21 protein-coding genes are annotated in these 19,782 nt (G+C 50.3%); 14 read left to right on the top strand and 7 right to left on the bottom strand.

The window, feature by feature from the left end; genetic code table 11:
- Positions 1 to 51: 51 nt before the first annotated feature.
- Both mrcB and AMJAP_RS16140 read left to right on the top strand, forming a co-directional pair.
- A complete protein-coding gene (mrcB, locus tag AMJAP_RS16145) occupies positions 52 to 2,397 on the top strand; it encodes a penicillin-binding protein 1B (RefSeq protein WP_019623151.1) in 2,346 nt (781 codons plus the stop codon).
- A gap of 5 nt (positions 2,398 to 2,402) precedes the next feature.
- On the top strand, positions 2,403 to 2,957 hold the full coding sequence (locus tag AMJAP_RS16140) for a tetratricopeptide repeat protein (protein ID WP_019623152.1): 555 nt from the start codon (positions 2,403 to 2,405) through the stop codon (positions 2,955 to 2,957).
- A gap of 52 nt (positions 2,958 to 3,009) precedes the next feature.
- Here AMJAP_RS16140 and AMJAP_RS16135 read toward each other — a convergent pair whose 3' ends face one another.
- The gene (locus AMJAP_RS16135) at positions 3,010 to 3,384 is read right to left on the bottom strand and encodes a hypothetical protein (protein WP_019623153.1); all 375 of its coding nucleotides are present in this window, start codon (positions 3,382 to 3,384) and stop codon (positions 3,010 to 3,012) included.
- 162 nt (positions 3,385 to 3,546) lie between these two features.
- On the opposite strand from AMJAP_RS16135, the gene AMJAP_RS16130 reads away from it, so the two are divergent.
- The 10 genes from AMJAP_RS16130 (at position 3,547) to AMJAP_RS16085 (ending at position 12,195) form a co-directional block, all read left to right on the top strand.
- Positions 3,547 to 3,981 carry a c-type cytochrome gene (locus AMJAP_RS16130; RefSeq protein ID WP_019623154.1) on the top strand — a complete coding sequence of 145 codons (435 nt, stop codon included), beginning with the start codon at positions 3,547 to 3,549 and terminating at the stop codon, positions 3,979 to 3,981.
- Positions 3,982 to 3,990: 9 nt separating this feature from the next.
- Positions 3,991 to 5,394 (top strand): cbb3-type cytochrome c oxidase subunit I, encoded by a 1,404-nt coding sequence (locus AMJAP_RS16125; RefSeq protein WP_019623155.1) that lies wholly within the window; start codon positions 3,991 to 3,993, stop codon positions 5,392 to 5,394.
- Positions 5,395 to 5,445: 51 nt separating this feature from the next.
- Complete coding sequence (locus AMJAP_RS16120) at positions 5,446 to 6,369, top strand: 4Fe-4S binding protein (protein WP_019623156.1); 924 nt, start codon at positions 5,446 to 5,448, stop codon at positions 6,367 to 6,369.
- The gene (locus AMJAP_RS16115; protein ID WP_019623157.1) at positions 6,369 to 6,968 is read left to right on the top strand and encodes a cytochrome c oxidase subunit 3; all 600 of its coding nucleotides are present in this window, start codon (positions 6,369 to 6,371) and stop codon (positions 6,966 to 6,968) included. Before AMJAP_RS16120 ends, AMJAP_RS16115 begins: the two co-directional genes overlap by 1 nt.
- Before the next feature lie 3 nt (positions 6,969 to 6,971).
- Positions 6,972 to 7,247, top strand: coding sequence for a cytochrome C oxidase subunit IV family protein (locus AMJAP_RS16110; protein WP_019623158.1), 276 nt, complete (start codon positions 6,972 to 6,974; stop codon positions 7,245 to 7,247).
- A gap of 20 nt (positions 7,248 to 7,267) precedes the next feature.
- Positions 7,268 to 8,086, top strand: a complete 819-nt coding sequence (locus AMJAP_RS16105; RefSeq protein ID WP_019623159.1) for a CbbQ/NirQ/NorQ/GpvN family protein — start codon at positions 7,268 to 7,270, stop codon at positions 8,084 to 8,086.
- Positions 8,087 to 8,128: 42 nt separating this feature from the next.
- Entirely contained in the window at positions 8,129 to 9,994 is a 1,866-nt protein-coding gene (locus AMJAP_RS16100; protein WP_019623160.1) for a nitric oxide reductase activation protein NorD, read from the top strand.
- An 80-nt stretch (positions 9,995 to 10,074) separates the two neighbouring features.
- Complete coding sequence (locus AMJAP_RS16095) at positions 10,075 to 10,758, top strand: Crp/Fnr family transcriptional regulator (protein ID WP_019623161.1); 684 nt, start codon at positions 10,075 to 10,077, stop codon at positions 10,756 to 10,758.
- Positions 10,759 to 11,164: 406 nt separating this feature from the next.
- On the top strand, positions 11,165 to 11,629 hold the full coding sequence (locus AMJAP_RS16090) for a hypothetical protein (protein ID WP_019623162.1): 465 nt from the start codon (positions 11,165 to 11,167) through the stop codon (positions 11,627 to 11,629).
- A gap of 86 nt (positions 11,630 to 11,715) precedes the next feature.
- Positions 11,716 to 12,195: a hypothetical protein gene (locus tag AMJAP_RS16085; protein ID WP_019623163.1), complete on the top strand. Its 480-nt coding sequence runs from the start codon at positions 11,716 to 11,718 to the stop codon at positions 12,193 to 12,195.
- 447 nt (positions 12,196 to 12,642) lie between these two features.
- Here AMJAP_RS16085 and AMJAP_RS16080 read toward each other — a convergent pair whose 3' ends face one another.
- Genes AMJAP_RS16080 through AMJAP_RS16065 form a run of 4 tightly spaced genes read right to left on the bottom strand, consistent with a single transcriptional unit; the run spans position 12,643 to position 17,017 of the window.
- Complete coding sequence (locus AMJAP_RS16080) at positions 12,643 to 13,266, bottom strand: hypothetical protein (protein ID WP_019623164.1); 624 nt, start codon at positions 13,264 to 13,266, stop codon at positions 12,643 to 12,645.
- 5 nt (positions 13,267 to 13,271) lie between these two features.
- Entirely contained in the window at positions 13,272 to 14,561 is a 1,290-nt protein-coding gene (gene hemL / locus AMJAP_RS16075) for a glutamate-1-semialdehyde 2,1-aminomutase (protein WP_019623165.1), read from the bottom strand.
- Positions 14,562 to 14,594: 33 nt separating this feature from the next.
- The gene (gene thiE / locus AMJAP_RS16070; protein ID WP_019623166.1) at positions 14,595 to 15,224 is read right to left on the bottom strand and encodes a thiamine phosphate synthase; all 630 of its coding nucleotides are present in this window, start codon (positions 15,222 to 15,224) and stop codon (positions 14,595 to 14,597) included.
- A 47-nt stretch (positions 15,225 to 15,271) separates the two neighbouring features.
- Positions 15,272 to 17,017, bottom strand: a complete 1,746-nt coding sequence (locus AMJAP_RS16065) for a chloride channel protein (protein WP_019623167.1) — start codon at positions 17,015 to 17,017, stop codon at positions 15,272 to 15,274.
- Positions 17,018 to 17,137: 120 nt separating this feature from the next.
- On the opposite strand from AMJAP_RS16065, the gene argC reads away from it, so the two are divergent.
- Together argC and erpA are read left to right on the top strand one after the other, a co-directional pair.
- Positions 17,138 to 18,169, top strand: a complete 1,032-nt coding sequence (argC, locus tag AMJAP_RS16060) for an N-acetyl-gamma-glutamyl-phosphate reductase (protein ID WP_019623168.1) — start codon at positions 17,138 to 17,140, stop codon at positions 18,167 to 18,169.
- An 84-nt stretch (positions 18,170 to 18,253) separates the two neighbouring features.
- Entirely contained in the window at positions 18,254 to 18,604 is a 351-nt protein-coding gene (gene erpA / locus AMJAP_RS16055) for an iron-sulfur cluster insertion protein ErpA (protein ID WP_026340266.1), read from the top strand.
- Between the two features lie 64 nt (positions 18,605 to 18,668).
- Here erpA and AMJAP_RS17885 read toward each other — a convergent pair whose 3' ends face one another.
- Both AMJAP_RS17885 and AMJAP_RS17880 read right to left on the bottom strand, forming a co-directional pair.
- Positions 18,669 to 19,367: an anhydro-N-acetylmuramic acid kinase gene (locus AMJAP_RS17885; protein WP_413228380.1), complete on the bottom strand. Its 699-nt coding sequence runs from the start codon at positions 19,365 to 19,367 to the stop codon at positions 18,669 to 18,671.
- Positions 19,330 to 19,779 carry an anhydro-N-acetylmuramic acid kinase gene (locus AMJAP_RS17880; protein WP_413228379.1) on the bottom strand — a complete coding sequence of 150 codons (450 nt, stop codon included), beginning with the start codon at positions 19,777 to 19,779 and terminating at the stop codon, positions 19,330 to 19,332. Before AMJAP_RS17880 ends, AMJAP_RS17885 begins: the two co-directional genes overlap by 38 nt.
- Between the last annotated feature and the right edge of the window lie 3 nt (positions 19,780 to 19,782).

Here is a 19,782-nt window from a genome sequence, read left to right as displayed (position 1 = left end):
AGTAATTGAACAAGTAGTTGCCCGGATTTTATAGAGGATTATACGTAGCCAATGGCAAAAAAGAGAGGGGCAGCTTCATCCCGTTCCCAAAAGAGTCGCAAAACGCCGCCAAAAAAGTCGTCCTGGAAGCGACGTCTTTTTAAATTACTATTGAAATTAACGCTGGTTGTCCTGGTCGTAGCCGGGGCAGGGCTGGTTTATCTTGATGCGCAGGTGAAAGCTAAGTTTGAGGGCAAGCGCTGGGCCTTACCTGCGAAAGTTTATGCTCGTCCGCTGGAGCTCTTTCCGGGGCAAAATCTCAGCCGAGAAGACCTGAAAATTGAGTTAAAAGGACTGGGTTATCAGTTTACCGCCCAGGCCTCTCAGCCAGGCAGCGCAGAATGGGCCAGTTCCAGAGCACGGGTTTACACCCGAGGCTTTGACTTTCCCGATGGCCCAGAGGATGCCCGTAAGTTGTTGATCGAGTTTCGTGGTGATCAGCTGAGTGCGATCCGTGATGCCTCTGGCAGATCGTTGCCGCTGGCGCGTTTAGAACCTGCGCTGATTGGGGGAATCTACCCCAGAGACAATGAAGACCGGGATCTGATTCAGCTCTCTGAGGCACCACAGCATCTGGTTGATGCGCTTATCGCTATTGAAGACCGTAACTATTACAACCATTACGGCGTGTCTCCCCGGGGTATCGCCCGGGCGATGGTGGCTAATGTTAAGGCTAAGCGTTTTGTTCAGGGAGGCAGTACCCTGACTCAGCAGCTGATTAAGAACTTCTATCTGAGCTCAGAGCGTTCGTTGAGCCGTAAGCTGGCAGAGATTCCGATGGCGATGCTGCTGGACCTGCATTACAGCAAAGATGAAATTCTGGAGGCCTACCTGAATGAGGTCTATCTGGGACAGGAGGGTGCACGAGCGATTCACGGATTCGGTCTGGCCAGTCAGTATTTCTTTGCGCAGCCGATTCGGGAGCTAAAGTTACATCAGGTTGCACTGCTGGCTGCAATGGTAAAAGGCCCTTCTTATTATGATCCCAGACGGCATCCGCAACGTGCAATTCAGCGCCGTAACCTGGTACTTCAAGTGTTGCAGGAGCAGGGCAATATAACAGCGGCAGAACGATTCAAAGCTGAACAGCAGTCCCTGGGTGTGGTGAAACAACAAAGTCTGTTGAAAGGAGCCTATCCGGCCTATATGGATCTGGTGAAACGCCAGCTGCGGGAAGAGTATCCGGAAGAAGCACTGAGTAGCGAAGGTTTACGGGTCTTTACTGCGCTTGATCCGATCGCACAGATACGTGCTGAGCGTAGTCTGGTTGAGGTAGTTGCCAAACTGCAAAAACGCCATGGCAAGCCGGTGAAAGAGCTGGAAGGCAGTATGGTGGTGAGTAATCCTCTGAGTGGCGAAGTGTTGGCAGTTGTGGGGGGACGGAATACCCGCTATCAGGGGTTTAACCGGGCCCTGGATGCTTTGCGGCCGGTCGGATCGCTGATTAAACCGGCGGTTTACCTGACCGCGCTGGAGGAAGGATATACGCTGTCTTCGATCATAGAGGACGAACCGGTCGATGTGCAGTTACCCAATGGTGATGTATGGCAACCGAAAAACTATAGTCGTAGTAGTCATGGCCTGGTGCCGTTGCACAGTGCCTTGGCGCATTCTTATAACCAGTCGACCGCCCGTTTGGGGCTTGAGGTGGGGACCGGGAAAGTAGTTGATATGCTCAAACGGTTGGGGCTTCAGCGAGATGTGAAAGCCTATCCGTCGATGTTGCTTGGGTCTACAGCGCTGTCGCCGCTGGAAGTCGCGCAGCTGTATCAGACTATCGCAGGGAATGGCTTTCAGGTGCCGATGCGAGCGATTCGAATGGTCACCGATAGTCATAATGAGGAACTATCCCGCTATCCGTTCAGCATTATGCAGACCGTAGCCGGTGGTCCGGTGCATCTGATTCAGTATGCTTTGCAGGAGGTTGTCACGGAAGGAACGGCCCGTTCGGTTTACAGTCGCTTACCCAGAGAGTTGGTTGTGGCGGGGAAGACCGGCACCACTAATGATCAGCGGGACAGTTGGTTTGCCGGCTTTGCTGGTGATCGTTTGGCGGTAGTTTGGCTGGGGCTGGATGATAATAAGCCGTTGCCACTGACAGGTAGTAGCGGTGCATTGCGAGTCTGGACTGAGTTCATGAAGCAGTCGCGGCCCCAGCCATTTATGGCAGAAAGGCCTGAAGATATCGAGTATCATTGGGTGGAAGATGCTACCGGACTAATGTCTGGAGAAGGCTGTGAAGGAGCCCGGCAACTGCCCTTTATTAAGGGGTCAGAGCCACAGGAATCATCCGGCTGTGGTGATACTATCGTTAGTAATCCGCTTGAATTGTTCAAGCGCTGGTTCAGATCGGAATAAAACAGATGAAAAAAATTATCAGTACAGGCCTTGGGCTGGTGTTTACCTCGTTGCTGAGTGGGTGTATCGGCGGTAATGCCAATCTGAGCCCAACGGTAGAAGATCGCTCTGTGTCAGGGAGCGAAGTGGCGATTGATCGTAATGCGGGTTCCGGCACTGCGGTGGCGACGCCGGTAGATACCGGTCAGGGCTTTACTGTAGTGACCAGTGAAGTGGCGGCTCCGGCGCCTGTAACTAAGCGAAATCCTGCGGTAGTTGCGTTGTTAGACGGTGCCCGTCAGCAGCAGAATCAGGGCGAATATCGTGCGGCTCAAAGCAGTTTAGAACGGGCGCAGCGAATTGCGCCCCGCGATCCACAGGTGTATCTGCAATTGGCGGATCTGCGGCGCCAGCAGGGACAGTACCTGCAGGCTGAACAACTGGCTTTAAAAGGCCTGGCTCTGGCCAGGGGACGTTCTGGAATGGAGCGTAAATTGTGGTTTTTGATCGCTGATATTCGTACTGATGGGGGTGATCATCAGGGTGCAGCAGATGCGCGCTCCAGAGCTAATCTGATCTGAGTTTTATCGCGGAGAAACCGGCTGCCTGCGTCTAATGATCAGATTAAGGCAGCTAAGAACAGCGCTTGCGACAGGGATGAAAGTGCTGGCCGCTGATCGCTTTTGCCAGCCCGATTATACCCAGCAGCACAAAACCGGTATGAATCACAATCAGATAGAGCAATGTCATTGTGATCCCTGCCGGACTGTCGCCCAGCAGTAGCCAGAGCGGCAATCCTCCGCCAATCAATAGCACTAGCCCCCACAAACTGAGTAAAGTTGCCTGATACAGATGACAGCGCCCTAGTTGATCAGGGTTTTTCTGTTGCTTAAAAAAAAGCCCGATCAGTACCAGTAGTGACAGGCCTGGCAGAGCCAACAGATTCAGTAAATAAAGGGCCTGAGCAGCGATGGCCAGATTAGATTGCTGTTTCTTAAAAGTATTCATCCCCCTACCGAAACAAAACCGACAGTTTTTATCAAGTATTTTCCCATTATTGATTATGGTCAAGGCTGGCAGCGGGTGGCCTGAGACAATAGCGGCCAGCTAATAATACTGTCGTAGGGTCCAGAGTGTTTGGCTGCTCTGGAAAGGGTTTGGAGATACCTAATGAATCAAACATTTACCAAGTCGATGGCCAGAAATATCTTCTACGGCGGGAGTCTTTTTTTCCTGCTGATGTTGATTGGTTTGTCCACGCATACGGTGACGGTGCTCCCAGAACGGGATAATCGTCAGAATATTACACCGGAGGTTGCTCTGGGTAAGAAAGTCTGGGAAGACAATAACTGTATCGGTTGTCATACCCTGCTGGGCGAGGGGGCATATTTTGCGCCTGAGCTGGGGAATGTGTATGAGCGTTTTGGTCGCAGTAAAGAGGCGATCAAAGGGTTTATTAAGAGCCGTCCTGTTGACGGTATTCCCGGTCGTCGCAGCATGCCTCAGTTTAACCTGAGTGAGGAAGAGCTGGACGCTATTGCAGAATTCCTGAAGTACTCTTCAGAAATTGATACTAACAACTGGCCACCAAATATTCAGGGCTAAGGGGCAATTATGAAGTATTCATCACAGTCAGTTGCCAAACCGTATTTTATTGCGGCAATTGGCCTGTTTGTCGGACAGATTCTGTTCGGTGTCATTATGGGATTGCAGTATGTAATCGGGGACTTCATGTTTCCTGAAATCCCGTTTAACGTTGCCCGTATGGTGCATACCAACCTGTTGATCGTATGGCTGCTGTTTGGCTTTATGGGTGCATCATATTTCATGGTGCCGGAAGAGTCGCAGACCGAGCTGTATTCGCCCAAGCTGGCGCTCATTCTGTTCTGGGTCTTCCTGGTAGCTGGCGCTCTGACGATTGTTGGTTATCTGGCAGTGCCTTATGCAACGCTGGCAAAAATTACCGGTAATGACCTGTTACCAACCATGGGACGAGAGTTTCTGGAGCAGCCGACCATTACCAAAATAGGTATTGTGATCGTGGTGCTGGGCTTTATCTTCAATATCGGTATGACTATCCTGCGTGGACGTAAGACCGTCATCTCAATGGTGTTGCTGATGGGGCTGGTGGGTCTGGCCGTCTTCTTCCTGTTCTCTTTCTACAATCCTACCAACCTGGTGTTGGATAAGATGTTCTGGTGGTGGGTTGTTCATCTCTGGGTAGAGGGTGTATGGGAACTGATTCTGGGCTCCATTCTGGCCTTTACGCTGATTAAGATTACCGGCGTCGACCGCGAAGTTATCGAGAAGTGGTTGTACATCATTATTGCCATGGCGCTGATTACTGGTCTATTAGGTACTGGTCACCACTACTTCTTCATCGGTACGCCAGATTACTGGCTGTGGATCGGTTCTGTATTCTCTGCAATGGAACCTATACCGTTCTTCATGATGACTTTGTTTGCATTCAATATGGTGAATAAACGTCGCCGTCAGCATCCTAACCGTGCCGCTACACTCTGGGCACTGGGAACCGGTGTAATGGCATTCCTTGGGGCCGGTGTCTGGGGCTTCCTGCATACGCTGGCGCCGGTGAATTACTACACTCACGGTTCTCAGATCACTGCAGCGCACGGTCATATGGCATTCTACGGTGCTTACGTCATGATCGTCCTGACGATGATCTCTTACGCGATGCCTATTTTGAATGGGCGTGATGCGGCGAACAGCAATAAATCTCAGGTTGTTGAGATGTGGGGTTTCTGGCTGATGACGGTGTCCATGGTGTTTATCACCCTGTTCCTGACCGGTGCCGGTATCCTGCAGGTATATCTGCAGCGTTATAGTGAAACACCGCAGGCTTTCATGGTGGTGCAGGATCAACTCGCGATGTTCTATTGGCTGCGTGAAGGAGCTGGCCTGATCTTCCTGATCGGTCTGATTACCTATATCACAAGCTTCTTCGTTAAAGGTGAAGAAGCGCGTCTGACACCTGCTGAAAATGTAGTGTCCAGCTAATCCGACACAGCAGCTCCCGCCATCAGGCGGGGGCTATATCGGGTCTTTGTCATGCTTCAACCTCAACAGCTTTATCGCAATTTAAGCCGCACCGCTTTTTTTATCCTGTTTCTGATCGCACCGATTACTGATCTGTTTCGTTATGATTTGACGGAAGGGCACTTTATTCTCTTTGGTCAGCCATTAGGATTAGGTATCGATGAGGCTATTGCCGGGGCGACGGATACGGATGCCGCGTTTCAGATCCTGATACGGGTGCTGTTACCGATTGTTATACTGGTTGCTACCGGAATCTGGGTCGCTGCTAAATATGGTCGCCTGTATTGTGGCTGGTTATGCCCGCATTTCTCAGTGGTAGAGCTGATTAACGGGCTGATGCAAAAGCTGATTGGCCGACCAACTGTCTGGGAAAAAGGCAGTAAGCCTCACAGTGGGATTGCCTGGCTGATGCTGGTCTGCAGCAGTACGCTGATGGCGTTGGTCTGGTCGATAGGTTTACTGGGTTATCTGGTGCCCCCAGGGGAGCTGTATCAGGACTTGCTGCAGATGCAATTAGGCGGCGGTAGTGCGATTTTTATCAGTGTAGCGACGCTGGTCTTTCTCTGTGACTTTCTGTTTGCTCGTCATCTGTTCTGCAAGTTTGGCTGCGCCCTGGGGGTGATGCAAAGCTTGCTCTGGATGGCTAATCCTAGAGCGTTGATGGTGAGCTTTGACAGTCAGCGAGCTGATCTGTGCAAAGACTGTAACAGCGCCTGCGATGCTGCCTGTCCTATGCGGCTACCGGCGCGCAGTATCAAGCGTCGCAAGTTTACCTGCACTCAATGTAGTGAATGTATTCATGCCTGCAATGAAGTGCAGAAAGGTAACCCTGAAGGCGGATTATTACACTGGACGCCGGGAGATCAGCGTCGGAATGCGGACAGGGATCGGATGATTCCAGTCATCAATATTGAAAAGCCTAACGAGGATAAGTGATGACCGCCGCTGAAATACCGCAGTCAACTATCGAGGAAAAAATGCTGCCGGGTGATTTTGCCGTCTGGCTGTTTATTCTGGCGGAGCTCAGTGTGTTTGCGCTGTTGTTTATTCTCTATGCCATCACACGCGCCCGCTTTCCTGAGATGTTTGCCGAGGGACAGGCGAATATCAACATTAACGCGGGTCTGGGTAATACTCTGGCATTACTGACCAGTAGTTATTTTGTGGTGGCGGCACAGCAGGCTCTGCTTAAACATCTGCCGAAAAGAGCGGTATGGAATATTGTTTTAGCGCTGCTAAGTGCTTGCGTTTATCTGACGATAAAGGGGTATGAGTATCTGCATGTTGCCGAGCTGGGCTTTGGCCTGAGCAGCAATGATTTCTACTTTTTTTACTTCGGTCTGACTGCATTTCATATGTTCCATGTGATTCTGGGGATGTTGGTGTTAATTGTTCTGGCGATTAAAGTTGCTAAGGGCGTTTACCATGCTGAACGTATGAATGAATTTGAAAGCGGCGCCTGCTATTGGCATATGGTGGATCTACTCTGGTTGATTCTGTTTCCACTGGTTTATGTGTTACACGGCGGAGGTTAACTGATGAGCAAAGCTTGCAGATCAACATTTGCCGGACTGAAGTTAATCCTGTTGTGGTTGCTATTGTTAATATTGACCATCGCTACCGCGCTATTGGCTGAACCTTATACTGTGACGATGGGGTTGGTGGCGATTGTTCTGGCGGTTACCGCGGTAAAAGCAAAAGTGCTGGTGGATTCGTTTATGGGGCTGAAAGATGCGCCTCTGTTTTGGCGAGCTATATTACTGGCGTACGCGCCTGTTTTAGGGGTGATCATCACCCTGACTTACGCCTTCTGAAGATTGATAGGAGTTAGAGTATGAGTTCTGTTACTCAGCTGGATAAGCAAGAGTCATTACCGTTTTACGAACCTCAGGGAGATGAGGTTGAGCTCTTTATGCATGCTTACAAGCATAAACTGCCGGTTTTAATTAAAGGGCCAACAGGTTGTGGTAAAACCCGCTTTATCAGCTACATGGCGGAGAAACTTAATCTGCCTCTCTATACTGTGGCCTGTCATGATGACCTGAGTGCGTCTGATCTGGTGGGGCGTCACTTAATCGGTGATGGTGCAACGGTGTGGAGTGATGGCCCGCTAACCCGGGCGGTGCGTGAAGGCGGCATCTGTTATCTGGATGAAGTAGTCGAAGCACGTAAGGATACTACGGTCGTTATCCATCCGCTAACGGATGACCGGCGTATCCTGCCGATCGACCGAACCGGTGAAACGTTGCATGCGCCGGACAACTTCATGTTGGTGGTGTCTTATAACCCCGGCTATCAGAACTTACTCAAAGGAATGAAACCCAGTACCCGTCAGCGTTTTCTATCGATGAGTTTTGACTATCTACCGGCTCCGGCCGAAGTCGAGGTATTGCTCAACGAGACAGAACTGGACAGGTCGATGGCTGAACGTTTGGTGGTACTGGCCAATACCCTTCGGGAATTGAAAGATCAGGATCTTGAAGAGGGCGCGAGTACCCGTCTGCTGGTATATACCGCGACACTGATTAGCACTGGTTTCGATCCGGTTAAAGCTTGCCGCGCAGGCATGATTGAGCCGCTGACGGATGACCCGGATATTGTGGCCGGATTGATGGAACTGGTTCAGGCCGCCTTTGGCAGTTTTGAGGGTTAAAACGTTGTCATCGGGTAATGAAGCTGTGGGAGTCGCGTTGCGATGGAAGAACAGGTAGGTCAGATATGGGACCGCTTAATTACCCGGATAGCGCAACAGGGCTATCCGGACGCGGCAGTTACTCTGGATCAGATTAAAGCACCATTAGGTGTATTTTTCCGGGCGCTGGGAGGCGATAGTGCACTGCGTGTCACTGCAACTACCGCTACCCTGCATAAAGCGCGCAGAAACTGGCTGCAGCGGGTGGCTGGCAGCGGGCGTAAGGTAGAACTGGCCTGGCAGGATGAGACCTGTCTCTATCTGCCGGCACAACTCGATGTGTTTCCGGATGCTCAGCTTAATCGTGATCTGTATTTTTGGCTGGCGGCGATGGCTGGAGCGCGGGTACCGGCAGAAACGCATCGAAATCAGAATTGGATTGTGGATAACCAGCAGCGAACGCTGTACACCCTGAGGCAGTTTCGGGGGTTGCATCAGCGCTACCTGTCGCTGGTGCGAGCCTATAGTGCGCTGCGTCCTCAACCTGAAAAACTTAAACCTGACGCGGCTGCGCAGGAACGGGCCATACAGCAGGCGCTGACTGATCCGGGCTCTGTGGGGGCTCTGCCTGAAGCTCGTTTTGCTCCAGACCCCGTACCGCTATGGCTACATCCCGACCCGCCACGCAGTGCGGGGCTAAGCAATACCGCAGACGGTCAGGACCGCAGTGCATCTAAAGGTGAAACCCGACAGGCGCAACAGCGTCGTCGTCAGGCTGAACGGGTCGAAAAACCAGAAGATCAAGGATTCACACTGGGGGTTCGTCACGAAGCCGATCTGTTTTCCTTTGGGGAGTTCTGCAAGATGGATCGGGGAACAGACGAAGAGGATGATCTCGATCAGGCTGAAGATATCGCTAATGATATTGATAAAATGTCGGTCGCACAGGATAACACCACGGTAGCCAGTCGTATCAAGTTCGATCTGGACCTGCCCTCAGAGCAGGAGGATGATATTCCTCTGAGTGAGGGTATGCTGTATCCCGAATGGGATTTCAAGAAAGCTCAGTTGTTACCTGACCAGTGTCGGGTGATTCCGATGCTGAGTCGTAATGCGGTTGATTGCGAGCTACCCGAACACCTGCAAAAACCCGCCCGGCGATTACGTCGTCAGTTTGAAAGCCTGTCTGCCCGGCCACAATGGATTCGTGGGCAATACGAAGGAGATAAGCTCGATCTGGATGCCTATCTGGATTACCGGGGTGCGATCAGTAGCGGTGGTTCCGCTCATGCAGGAGATCCCCGGTTGTACTATCAGAAGCGTCCTCTGGTGCGGGATATGGCTTGCCTGCTACTGGCAGACCTATCGCTATCGACGGATGCCTGGGTAAACGATAACCATCAGGTTATCGATGTGATCAGAGACTCTGTACATCTGTTTGCTGAGAGTTTGCACGCCAGTGGTGATCAGTTTGCCATCCATGGATTTTCTTCCCGCCGGCGTGAACATGTTCGGTTTAATTGCATCAAAGACTTTAATGAAAATTATAACGCCAAAGTGCGTGGCCGGATTGCCGATATCAGTCCTGGTTTTTATACCCGGATGGGTGCTGCTATTCGTCATGCAACCGATTTGCTGGGAAAACAGTCGGCTGAGAAGAAACTGTTATTGCTGTTAACGGATGGCAAGCCCAATGATCTGGATCGCTATGAAGGGCGTTACGGGGTGGAAGATACCCGGAAAGCGATTCTTGAAGCCCGTAATCAGGGGTTAATCCCGTTTTGCATTACGATTGATGAAGAAGCGAATCAGTATCTGCCCTATCTATTTGGGCATCAAGGCTATACTTTTATTCGTCAGGCGGAACAGTTGCCTAAGCGTTTGCCGCAACTGTATATGACGCTGACTGGAAAGCTGTTCGGCGGATAAAAAGTTTTAATTAGTCTGGCTGTTTAGCGAACTAACGTTATGATGGCCTCTTTCTTCTATTGGTAACGGGTAAATCTTTCATGCAAGAAACCAGATTGCAGGCAATTGTCAGAGAAGACGTGCTGTTTTCTTCCTTGACCGAGAAGGCCAAGGACAACCTGTGCCAGCACTGTCATATTATCAAACTGAAAAATGATGAGACCTTGTTCCACCAGGGAGGCGATGCTCATAGTTTCTATATCGTTCTGGAAGGCAATATCAAGTTATACAGGGTGTCTCCGGACGGCCAGACCAAAGTGATCGAAGTGATTAAAAAAGGCGGAGCCTTCGCCGAAGCGCTAATGTTTATGGAGCAGATCCGATATCCGCTGAATGCCGCGGCGATGGGTGCGTGTGAAGTGCTGGCGATACCGAATAAACTGTATAAAGAAACGCTATTGAAAGAGCCACAATCGGCACTCAAGCTGATGGGTAATATGGCCGTAAAACTGCATCGTCGTATCAATGAAATTGAGATTCTGACCCTGCAGAATACCCGGCACCGGTTAGGCAATTACCTCTTTGGCCTGGCACCCGATCCCGCTGCAAAACAGTGCGTTGTACAGCTGCCGATGGCGAAACAGCTGATCGCATCCCAGTTAGGAATGCAGCCGGAAACCTTTTCCCGCCTGATGAAAGAGATGAAGCTCCAGGGGCTGATCGAAGTGAATGGCGCTGAGATCAGAGTAAATGATCTGCAGGGGCTGCTGGCATTCGGGCACTGATTTTTACTTCAGTGTCATAAGAGGTTTTGTTGTACGACTTGTAATCAGAAAAGAATGAAGTGCGGGTTATACAGAAGGTTCAGAGTACACAGAGGAGAGAGGAAGAACGTAAAATATAGTCTACTCTCCCCCTCGCAGTAATTACTCATTTCTAAGTCGTATTGCCTTAATAGCCATAGTTCTTGAATACGTGTCAAATTGGTGGGGCTTTAGGTGGTTAATATTGTGATTGTTTATTAGTATACGGTTTTTATTGAAAACCCTTTTTAAGTTTTCGCTGATAATTGCGCTACTTTCATCGCATACCTATTTTTCATCGGATGAGAACTGAGGGGGCTTTCTGTAAATTACTTTAATTAAAAACACGTTATTCGGCATACATAGTTAAGATATTTAAAGGACTAATATGAGATTATTTTTAAAGCCTGTTATGGCTACCCTCCTTGTTACTGGATTAATTTCTGGTTGCGCTTCAAATAGCAATGAACTAAAAGCAGCGCATGTATCAACTGCTGGTTTTAAGGGTCTTAGTTGTACAGAACTGCATGCTGAACTTCAGTCTAGTATTAATGTAGTAAATGAACTCACCACAGTTATTGATGATAAAGCTGATGATGATAAAGCTCAAATGGCGATAGGCATGATTCTTTTCTGGCCTGCATTGTTTGCTTTGGAAGGTGGTGACGGTATTGAAGCCGCCGAGTACTCACGTATGAAGGGTGAAATTAATGCGATGGAAGAGGTGGCTATCTTAAATCAATGTCAGTCTGCTATTGATGTTGCTCAGCAATACCGTGCAGAGGAACAAAAATTCCGTTTAGCGGCAAAAAAACCTCAAGCATCGCAGCAAAATAATAATACAGCTTATTAAGCAGGGCACATGTTTTGAATAAATACAGGGTATGGATACTAATAGTTTGTAGTATTTTTCTATTTGGTTGCGCTTCGGGTGCAAAAATGGAGAACATGACTTTTACCGAAACAAGGGAGGCTACGCTAGGCTTTGATCAGGGGCTGAAAAAACAGATTGATGTGGAGTCAGTAAGTGGAGGAGAAAAAACTAATCCAGCCTGGACTTCGGAAATAAGCAATGAGAACTTTTCTCTCGCACTTAAGCGAAGCTTGGACCACTACGGTCTTTTTTCTGCTGTTGGGAGGTATCAGCTTGATGTACAAATGCTGGATGTCGATCAGCCTTTATTTGGCCTTGATATGACAGTGACAACCAGGGTTCGATACTCATTAACCGATATGGAAAGTAATCGGGTAGTCATTGATGAAATTGTAAGTGCGCCATATACAGCAACAGTAGGAGAGGCCTTTCTTGGGGCTGAACGCCTTAGAAAAGCCAATGAAGGTTCAGGAAAGAAGAGTATTCAGTTTTTGCTTGAAAGGTTAGCTGAGTTAAAAATTGAATCAGTATCTCTATCTGAGTAGGCATTAAAGATCTGCTAAGTTATTGTGTTAAACCCCGGTGATACCGGGGTTTATTTTATTACAGGTTTTATCACAAAGCTTTCTGATACAACTTTACTGTCTATTACCCTGTGACTATTGGGTTTATCGTATTTATGTAACGTATTGTTCTTTGCTCAAATTAATTTTTCTATTTGAAGACATCGCGGCTGTTATACATTGTTTCCGGGATTAGGTTTTCTAATCAACGAACCATATTTCTCGTGTAGTGCTCAGAAACATCTGTGCAAAGTAGGTATATACCGGTGCAACTCTATAACCCTAACCATATATCCTCCAATATAAGCGCTAAGTAAAGCATAGGTACTTGCTAAGGTTTAGACGGCATAATTGATTAGAAACAGTGCAAAACAGCTATATTCATAGCTGAATTCGGGACATAGCCTTGGATGAAATGTTTGTGATTTGTCAGGCTGTTTTATGATGAAACAATACCGTTTGTTTAATCGCGATAGCGAAAAGGGGTAAAGTGGCGGCCATCAGTAGTGGGTATAGATAGCTGTTTTCGGGCAGGGTGTTGGGCATCAGCGCACCGGGGCCTGCAATCAACAGAGTGATGGACATATTGATACCAGCAAGCAGGTTGGCTTTCTGCAGGGCTTTCTCTTTGGTCATCAGCGCTGCGAGCAGCATAGTGGCTGAAACGGCGACGGCGATGATCTGGGTGTAAAGTTCGCCCTGTTCCATACGCCGCAGTAACTCAAACAATGCAAACAGGCCGATTAGCCAGCGACCCCAGGCTGCGCGTTGCCAGTGCTGGTTGCGAGTGCTTACTAACATAGCGCTGGCCAATAGCGGCAGGGCGGCATAGTAAGCCAGGTTTGCGAACATCCGTTGCAGGGTTTCAATATCGCTGCTGGCCTGATTGAGCAGTAGTTCAGCTAATGCTGACAGAGCGATAAAGAGGGCGCTTAATGCGCCCGCCTGCAGTGTTGTCCTGGGTGAGTCCGGTAGCTGTTGGGCACTGTTTTGCAATTGATATGCGGTAAACAGTGCGCCAATCAGTAGTGCGCCTAATGCCAGATTGAGCAAGTGATTTACTCCGCTGCCAGCTTGGCGAAGACCCGACCAGCCGCTTCTATGGTGGCGTTGATATCCTCTTCAGTATGCGCCTGAGACATAAAGCCAGCCTCAAACGCGGATGGTGCCAGGTAGATGCCCTCTTCCAGCATGCCATGGAAGAAGCGGCCGAACTTGTCTGCATCACACTTCATCACCTGATCAAAACGGGTGACCTCTGGCTGGTCGGTAAAGAACAGTCCGAACATGCCTCCTACCTGACTGGTGGTGAAAGGTACACCGTGCCGTAGTGCCATCGCTTCAAAACCCTGCGCCAGCAGTTCTGTTTTTGCGCTGAGCTTTTCGTGGAAACCTTCTTCCTCAAGTGCGTTCAGCATGGCCAGACCAGCGGCCATCGCCAGTGGGTTGCCTGACAGTGTACCTGCCTGATAGACAGGTCCCAGCGGCGCAATATATTCCATGATCTCCCGTTTACCGCCGAAGGCACCGACCGGCAGTCCGCCGCCAATGACTTTGCCAAGGGTTGTCAGATCAGGGATCACACCATAATGGCCCTGTGCGCCGGTCAGCGAGACCCGGAAACCGGTCATTACTTCGTCGAGAATCAGCACGGTGCCGTATTCATCACAAATCTCACGCAGCCCTTCAAGGAAGCCCGGTACCGGTGGGATGCAGTTCATGTTGCCGGCGACCGGTTCAACGATGATGCAGGCGATATCTGCACCTGCTTCGGCAAATGCCTGACGAACGTTATCCAGATCATTGTAGGTCAGGGTGATCGTATGCTCTGCCAGACTGGCAGGTACGCCTGGAGAACTTGGCTCACCCAGTGTCAGCATCCCGGAGCCGGCTTTAACCAGCAGCGAGTCAGAGTGACCGTGGTAGCAACCTTCAAATTTAACAATTTTGTCCCGGTTGGTATAACCGCGGGCCAGACGAATGGCGCTCATGGTGGCTTCCGTACCGGAGTTCACCATCCGTACCAGATCCATGCCTGGCATCATATCGCAGACCTTATCTGCCATTTCTATCTCAATCGCAGTGGGCGCGCCGAAGCCCAGGCCGGATTCCATGACGCCCCGTACCGCATTCATTACTGCAGGATGGGCATGGCCCAGAATCATTGGGCCCCATGAGCCAATATAATCGATGTAGCGCTTATCATCTTCATCGTACAGATAGGCGGCTTCACCCCGTTTAAAGAAGATCGGCGTACCGCCCACCCCTTTAAAAGCACGTACCGGTGAGTTAACACCACCTGGGATATGGGCCTGAGCGGCCTGAAATAAAGATTCTGAACGGGACATGTTGGGCTCTCTTAAATTCGTATCGTAAGCGGATCAGTCGAACAGGCTGTCGAACTGTCCGGCCTGGGCGCAAATATCATCACTGGCAAACAGGCTGTGTATCACCGCGATCATATCCGCTCCGGCGGAAATTACCTGACCCGCATTATCCATATTAATGCCCCCAATCGCTACTACCGGAACGGGGAGGGTTGATCTGGCTTCACTGAGCAGGTGGATAGGGGCTGGGGTTGCATCGGGTTTAGTGCTGGAGCGGAAGAACGCGCCAAAGGCAACATAGTCGGCGCTTTGCTGGCAGGCCTTGACTGCGAGTGTCAGGGAACTATGGCAGGTGTTGCCGATAATCGCAGCAGACCCCAGATAGTCACGGGCCTGACGGATATTGCCATCACTTTGCCCCAGGTGAACACCATCAGCGTTACTGGCTTTGGCCAGTTCAATGTCATCATTGATTAGCAGTGGTCGCTGAAACTGATGGCAGAGGTCTGCCAGTGCTTTAGCTTGTGCCAGTCGTTGAGGGTAATTATCCGACTTATCGCGGTATTGAATGATACTGGCGCCCCCTCGCAGAGCGTTTTCGACCTGATACAGCATCGTTTCGGTATCGGGCATCAGTGTGCTGTCGGTGATGGCGTAAAGGCCCTGTAACTGGAATTCTTTCATAGGAGGTTTAAACAGCCTTAACCTTAAGAGGGGTGCTCAGATTGTGATTATTGATTGATCTTTTGGGTGTAAAAATGTTCTACCAGGTCACGGGTGATAATACCGGCGATCTCATCATTATGGTGCACGATATACAACGCATCCAAACGATCGAGGTTCATCTTGTCGAGGGCTTCTTTGAGTGTTGCCTGTATCGGTAACGGGGCGATATCTTTGCGTACCGCCGGGACTTCTGTCAGGTCTAGCTCAAGGTTCGGGTTGAAACCATCCCGTTCACTAATGCGATCAATAAAATATTCCAGATCGGCGGGGAACAGAATGTACCGAGGCACCGCTTTTTTATCTTCCAGAATCAACCAGTCGGGCCGCTGTTCCAGTACTTTTATCGCTGATTCACAACTGACCCGGGTGTTGCAGCGGACATGACTGGCGCACATTACACTGGCAACTCCTAACCGGGAAAGAGCCTGGGTGATAGGTTCCTGTCGGTAGTCCAACCCCTGGGCTTTGAGGGATGTGAGAAAAATTGAGGGTTGGTTGAAAAAGAAGCGAACTGTTGTACTGGCGACAACAATGGCGATCATGCCCGGGAAAATAATATTCGGATTACCGGTCAGTTCGAGCAAGGCGATGAGTGCGGCTAAGGGGGCGTTTAGTACGGCGCCCATCATCGCTCCCATCCCCAACATGGCGTAGAAACCGACACCTGAATTAGTCTCACCGGTGAAGTGAGCAACCAAGACAGCAAAGGCTGCACCGGCGATAGCACCGATATAGATGGTTGGGCCAATCAGGCCACCAGGAATACCCAGACCAAGTACGATAGGCGTCAGCAACCACTTGGTTAACAGCAAGCCAAGCAGTAAGGTCAGCCCGGCATTCCCCTGCAAAACTTGAGAAAGGGTGTCGTAACCCAGTCCCATCACTTGCGGATACCAGAGTGCGACAGTGCCGGTGAGTAGTCCGGCGATTAACAATTTAACGCCCAGGGATACTGAGGTTATTTTCTGAGTCAGGATCATGATACGAATAAAGCCTGCCGCCAGCAGGGCACAGATAATCCCCAGTAAAACCACAAAGGGGATCTCTGCCAGAGACTGGATCTGCAGCGCGGGAATGGTAAAAATGGATTCATCACCATGGGTGACCCGAATTAAAAGTGCTGCGGTGACTGAGGCAACCAGTACCGGCGTAAAGCCGATAACAGTGTACTCCATCAGGATGACTTCCATTGCAAAAATAACCCCGGCCAGGGGGGTGTTGAAGGCCGCAGAGATCGCTGCAGCGACACCGCAACCGACTAACAATCGTAAGGAATTATTCGGCAGCTTTAGCGTTTGACCGACCAGGCTGCCACAGGCGGCGCCTAAATGAATCGCCGGACCTTCACGTCCGACTGAGTGGCCACTGACAATGGCAATAGCTGCTCCAAAGAACTGCACTAGCATGTTTTTCGCGGGGAGATGGCCCTGATGGTAACTGAGACGTTCCAATACATGAACGACACCGACTTTACGGGTGGCAGGCAGTAGTTTCCAAAGTAGTAAAAATGTGACGATACTTCCGGCTATTGGCAGAACAAAGCGCAACCAGAGTGGCAGCCCTTCAAAGTTTTCGCTGTTATTGTCGGGTAGCCAGGTTTCCAGGGGTAGTTCGATTATCAGCCGGAACGCCAGAATCACTAATCCAGTCGCCAATCCGGAGAAAATCCCCAGCAGGATTAACTGCGGCAGCGCCTCCTGATGGGCCAGCCGGTTGCGGAAATGGGTGAATGATAGGGAGTCTTTGAACATTTATACTCTGATTCGCCTGTTTTAACGCCACTTTTAGAGTGTCGCAATAGTAATGCCCTTCAAGGGTTTGTATCATACGCAGGCTGAATAGAAAACTGTAGAAACAATTGTGAGGTCAAAGTGATCAAAGTAGGTATCGTAGGCGGCACCGGTTATACCGGCGTAGAGCTGCTCAGACTGTTGGCAAACCATTCCGGCGTTTCGGTTGAAGTAATTACCTCCCGTTCCGAGGAAGGTGTGCGAATTGATGATATGTACCCGAACCTTCGCGGTCACTACGATCTGCAGTTTACCGTCCCCGATGTTGAGGCGTTGTCTGAGTGTGAAGCGGTCTTTTTTGCGACCCCTCATGGGGTGGCAATGAAAATGGCGCCGGAGCTGGTTGAGCGAGGCGTGAAAGTGATCGATCTGGGAGCTGACTTTCGAATTAAGGATCTGGAGCTCTGGTCCCAGTGGTACGGCATGGAACATACCAGTCCGGAACTGGCGGCTAAAGCGGTATACGGCCTTCCGGAAGTAAACCGTGAAGCGATTAAAGGCGCGCAGATGCTCGCTTGTCCAGGTTGCTATCCAACTGCGACCCAGTTGGGCTTTCTACCGCTGATAGAGAATAAACTGATTGATCACCGTCGTCTGATAGCTGATGTTAAGTCAGGCGTCAGTGGTGCGGGTCGTGGTGCGAATATCGGTTCGTTGCTGTGTGAAAGCAGTGAAAGTATGAAGGCTTACGCGGTAGCGGGTCATCGTCATCTTCCTGAGATCAAGCAAGGCTTGAGTGAAGCGGCGGGTCGTCCGGTTGGCCTGACCTTTGTGCCTCACCTGACGCCGATGATTCGGGGTATCCATGCAACGCTTTACGGGAAATTGAAAGATCCTACCGATGGTCTGCAGGAGTTGTTTGAAGCGCGTTACGCCGATGAGCCTTTTGTTGATGTGATGCCCGCCGGAAGTCATCCGGAAACACGCAGCGTTAAAGGTGCGAATATCTGCCGGATCAGCGTGTTCCGTCCGCAGAACGACGATACGGTTGTGGTGCTCTCTGCGATTGATAACCTGGTTAAGGGGGCTGCCGGTCAGGCAATCCAGAATATGAACATTATGTTCGGTCTGGATGAAGCTGAAGGGCTCAAACACGCAGGTATGATGCCGTAAGGGTAAAGTCTATACTTGACTAAATTGCTTGGTTAAATGGATAATACGCTATTGGTATGTATGAGAGATGTAGGTGAAACAGATATGACAGAGACGACTGACCAGCAGCTGACGATGGTTTTTTCCGATTCAGCAGCGGCTAAGGTAAAAACTCTGATCGAAGAGGACCAGAACGATAACCTGAAACTGCGGGTATACATTACCGGTGGTGGTTGTGCGGGCTTCTCTTATGGCTTCACCTTCGATGAGGCGGTTGCGGATGATGATACGCTGTTCGAAAATGATGGCGTGAATATGGTGGTTGATCCGATGAGTTACCAGTATCTGGTAGGCTCGGTGGTGGACTATAAAGAAGGGCTGCAGGGTTCACAGTTTGTGATTGATAACCCGAATGCAACAACCACATGTGGTTGCGGTTCGTCCTTCTCAATTTGATTTTTGCACAGACCTGAAAAAGCCAGCATATTGCTGGCTTTTTTGTTTTCTGAAGGTCGGATATTTAACTGCCCCAGTAAATTGCGCCCAGTGGTCTGAAGCCTTTTGCACCGGTAACCTCGGGTATATTGCCGCTCTCTTTGTTTAGCGTGCGGTAGGCAAGCCAGGCAAAAGCAGCCGCTTCGACCCAGTCAGGATCGAGCCCCAGCTCGGCGGTATCACTCAAATAGTGCGGCTGCAGCAAGGTCGATAGTCGAGCTCTCAGCTGGCGATTGTGGCTGCCGCCGCCACAGAGAAATACCTGCAAATTGTCCAGCTGGTGGCGGTTAATCGCATCGGCGATGGTGATCGCAGTCAGTTCCAACAGGGTTGCCTGTACGTCTGACGGTTCGGGTGTGCTGGCCAGTGAACGGATATTCTGCTCAATCCAAAGCGGGTTGAACTGCTCCCGTCCGGTACTTTTGGGCGGGGTTTCACTGAAATAGGGTAGTGAGAGCATGGCATTCAGTAGCTCAGGTATCACTTTTCCTGTGTTTGCCCACTGACCGTCGGCATCATAATTTTTTTGTTGGTGATGTTGAATCCAGCTGTCCATCAGGACGTTGCCCGGACCGGTGTCGTAGCCTAATACCGGTTTTTCCGGGTCTGCTTCAATGATGGTGAGGTTTGCCATACCGCCGATATTTACCAGTATTCTGTTCTTCTGGGAGTGACGGAACAGCCCATTATGAAAGGCCGGTACCAGGGGGGGCTCCCTGACCACCTGCAGCCATATCCCGGCACCGGAAGTCAGCGACGGTGGTAATGCCGGTATGTTCTGCGATGGTGTTCGGGTCGCCAATCTGGAGTGTAAAGTGAGTTTCTGGACGATGGCGGATGGTTTGTCCGTGACTGCCGATCGCAATGATCTGATCGCGGCTAAGTCCGTGATGTTCGATCAGTGTATTGGCCGCGGAGGCGAACAGTTCACCTAACTCAAGGTCGAGATTGCCTAATTGATCTATTTCGTTATCGCCGGGATTAAACAATACCCGGATGCGATTATCGATGGCGGGTGGGATTGGCTCGCTGTGTGAAGCAATCAGCTCAAAGGAGGGCTCAAACCGGACCGCGACAGCATCAATGCTGTCGAGGCTGGTGCCGGACATTAATCCAATATAGATTTGAGCACTCATGAA

It is taken from the genome of Amphritea japonica ATCC BAA-1530 (genome assembly GCF_016592435.1).
Taxonomy (GTDB): Bacteria; Pseudomonadota; Gammaproteobacteria; order Pseudomonadales; family Balneatricaceae; genus Amphritea; species Amphritea japonica.
Note: the sequence above shows the minus strand (reverse complement) of the source record. Positions and strands in the feature narration are given on the sequence as shown.

Excerpts from the sequence above, each read along its gene's own strand:
- AMJAP_RS16140 (WP_019623152.1), top strand. The coding sequence starts at position 2,403 with ATGAAAAAAATTATCAGTACAGGCCTTGGGCTGGTGTTTACCTCGTTG.
- AMJAP_RS16120 (WP_019623156.1), top strand. The coding sequence starts at position 5,446 with ATGCTTCAACCTCAACAGCTTTATCGCAATTTAAGCCGCACCGCTTTT.
- AMJAP_RS16090 (WP_019623162.1), top strand. The coding sequence starts at position 11,165 with ATGAGATTATTTTTAAAGCCTGTTATGGCTACCCTCCTTGTTACTGGA.
- AMJAP_RS16105 (WP_019623159.1), top strand. The coding sequence starts at position 7,268 with ATGAGTTCTGTTACTCAGCTGGATAAGCAAGAGTCATTACCGTTTTAC.
- AMJAP_RS17880 (WP_413228379.1), bottom strand. The coding sequence starts at position 19,779 with ATGAGTGCTCAAATCTATATTGGATTAATGTCCGGCACCAGCCTCGAC.
- AMJAP_RS16130 (WP_019623154.1), top strand. The coding sequence starts at position 3,547 with ATGAATCAAACATTTACCAAGTCGATGGCCAGAAATATCTTCTACGGC.
- AMJAP_RS16100 (WP_019623160.1), top strand. The coding sequence starts at position 8,129 with ATGGAAGAACAGGTAGGTCAGATATGGGACCGCTTAATTACCCGGATA.
- AMJAP_RS16125 (WP_019623155.1), top strand. The coding sequence starts at position 3,991 with ATGAAGTATTCATCACAGTCAGTTGCCAAACCGTATTTTATTGCGGCA.
- erpA (WP_026340266.1), top strand. The coding sequence starts at position 18,254 with ATGACAGAGACGACTGACCAGCAGCTGACGATGGTTTTTTCCGATTCA.
- hemL (WP_019623165.1), bottom strand. The coding sequence starts at position 14,561 with ATGTCCCGTTCAGAATCTTTATTTCAGGCCGCTCAGGCCCATATCCCA.
- AMJAP_RS16115 (WP_019623157.1), top strand. The coding sequence starts at position 6,369 with ATGACCGCCGCTGAAATACCGCAGTCAACTATCGAGGAAAAAATGCTG.
- AMJAP_RS16065 (WP_019623167.1), bottom strand. The coding sequence starts at position 17,017 with ATGTTCAAAGACTCCCTATCATTCACCCATTTCCGCAACCGGCTGGCC.
- mrcB (WP_019623151.1), top strand. The coding sequence starts at position 52 with ATGGCAAAAAAGAGAGGGGCAGCTTCATCCCGTTCCCAAAAGAGTCGC.
- AMJAP_RS16135 (WP_019623153.1), bottom strand. The coding sequence starts at position 3,384 with ATGAATACTTTTAAGAAACAGCAATCTAATCTGGCCATCGCTGCTCAG.
- thiE (WP_019623166.1), bottom strand. The coding sequence starts at position 15,224 with ATGAAAGAATTCCAGTTACAGGGCCTTTACGCCATCACCGACAGCACA.
- AMJAP_RS16085 (WP_019623163.1), top strand. The coding sequence starts at position 11,716 with ATGGAGAACATGACTTTTACCGAAACAAGGGAGGCTACGCTAGGCTTT.
- AMJAP_RS16110 (WP_019623158.1), top strand. The coding sequence starts at position 6,972 with ATGAGCAAAGCTTGCAGATCAACATTTGCCGGACTGAAGTTAATCCTG.
- AMJAP_RS16095 (WP_019623161.1), top strand. The coding sequence starts at position 10,075 with ATGCAAGAAACCAGATTGCAGGCAATTGTCAGAGAAGACGTGCTGTTT.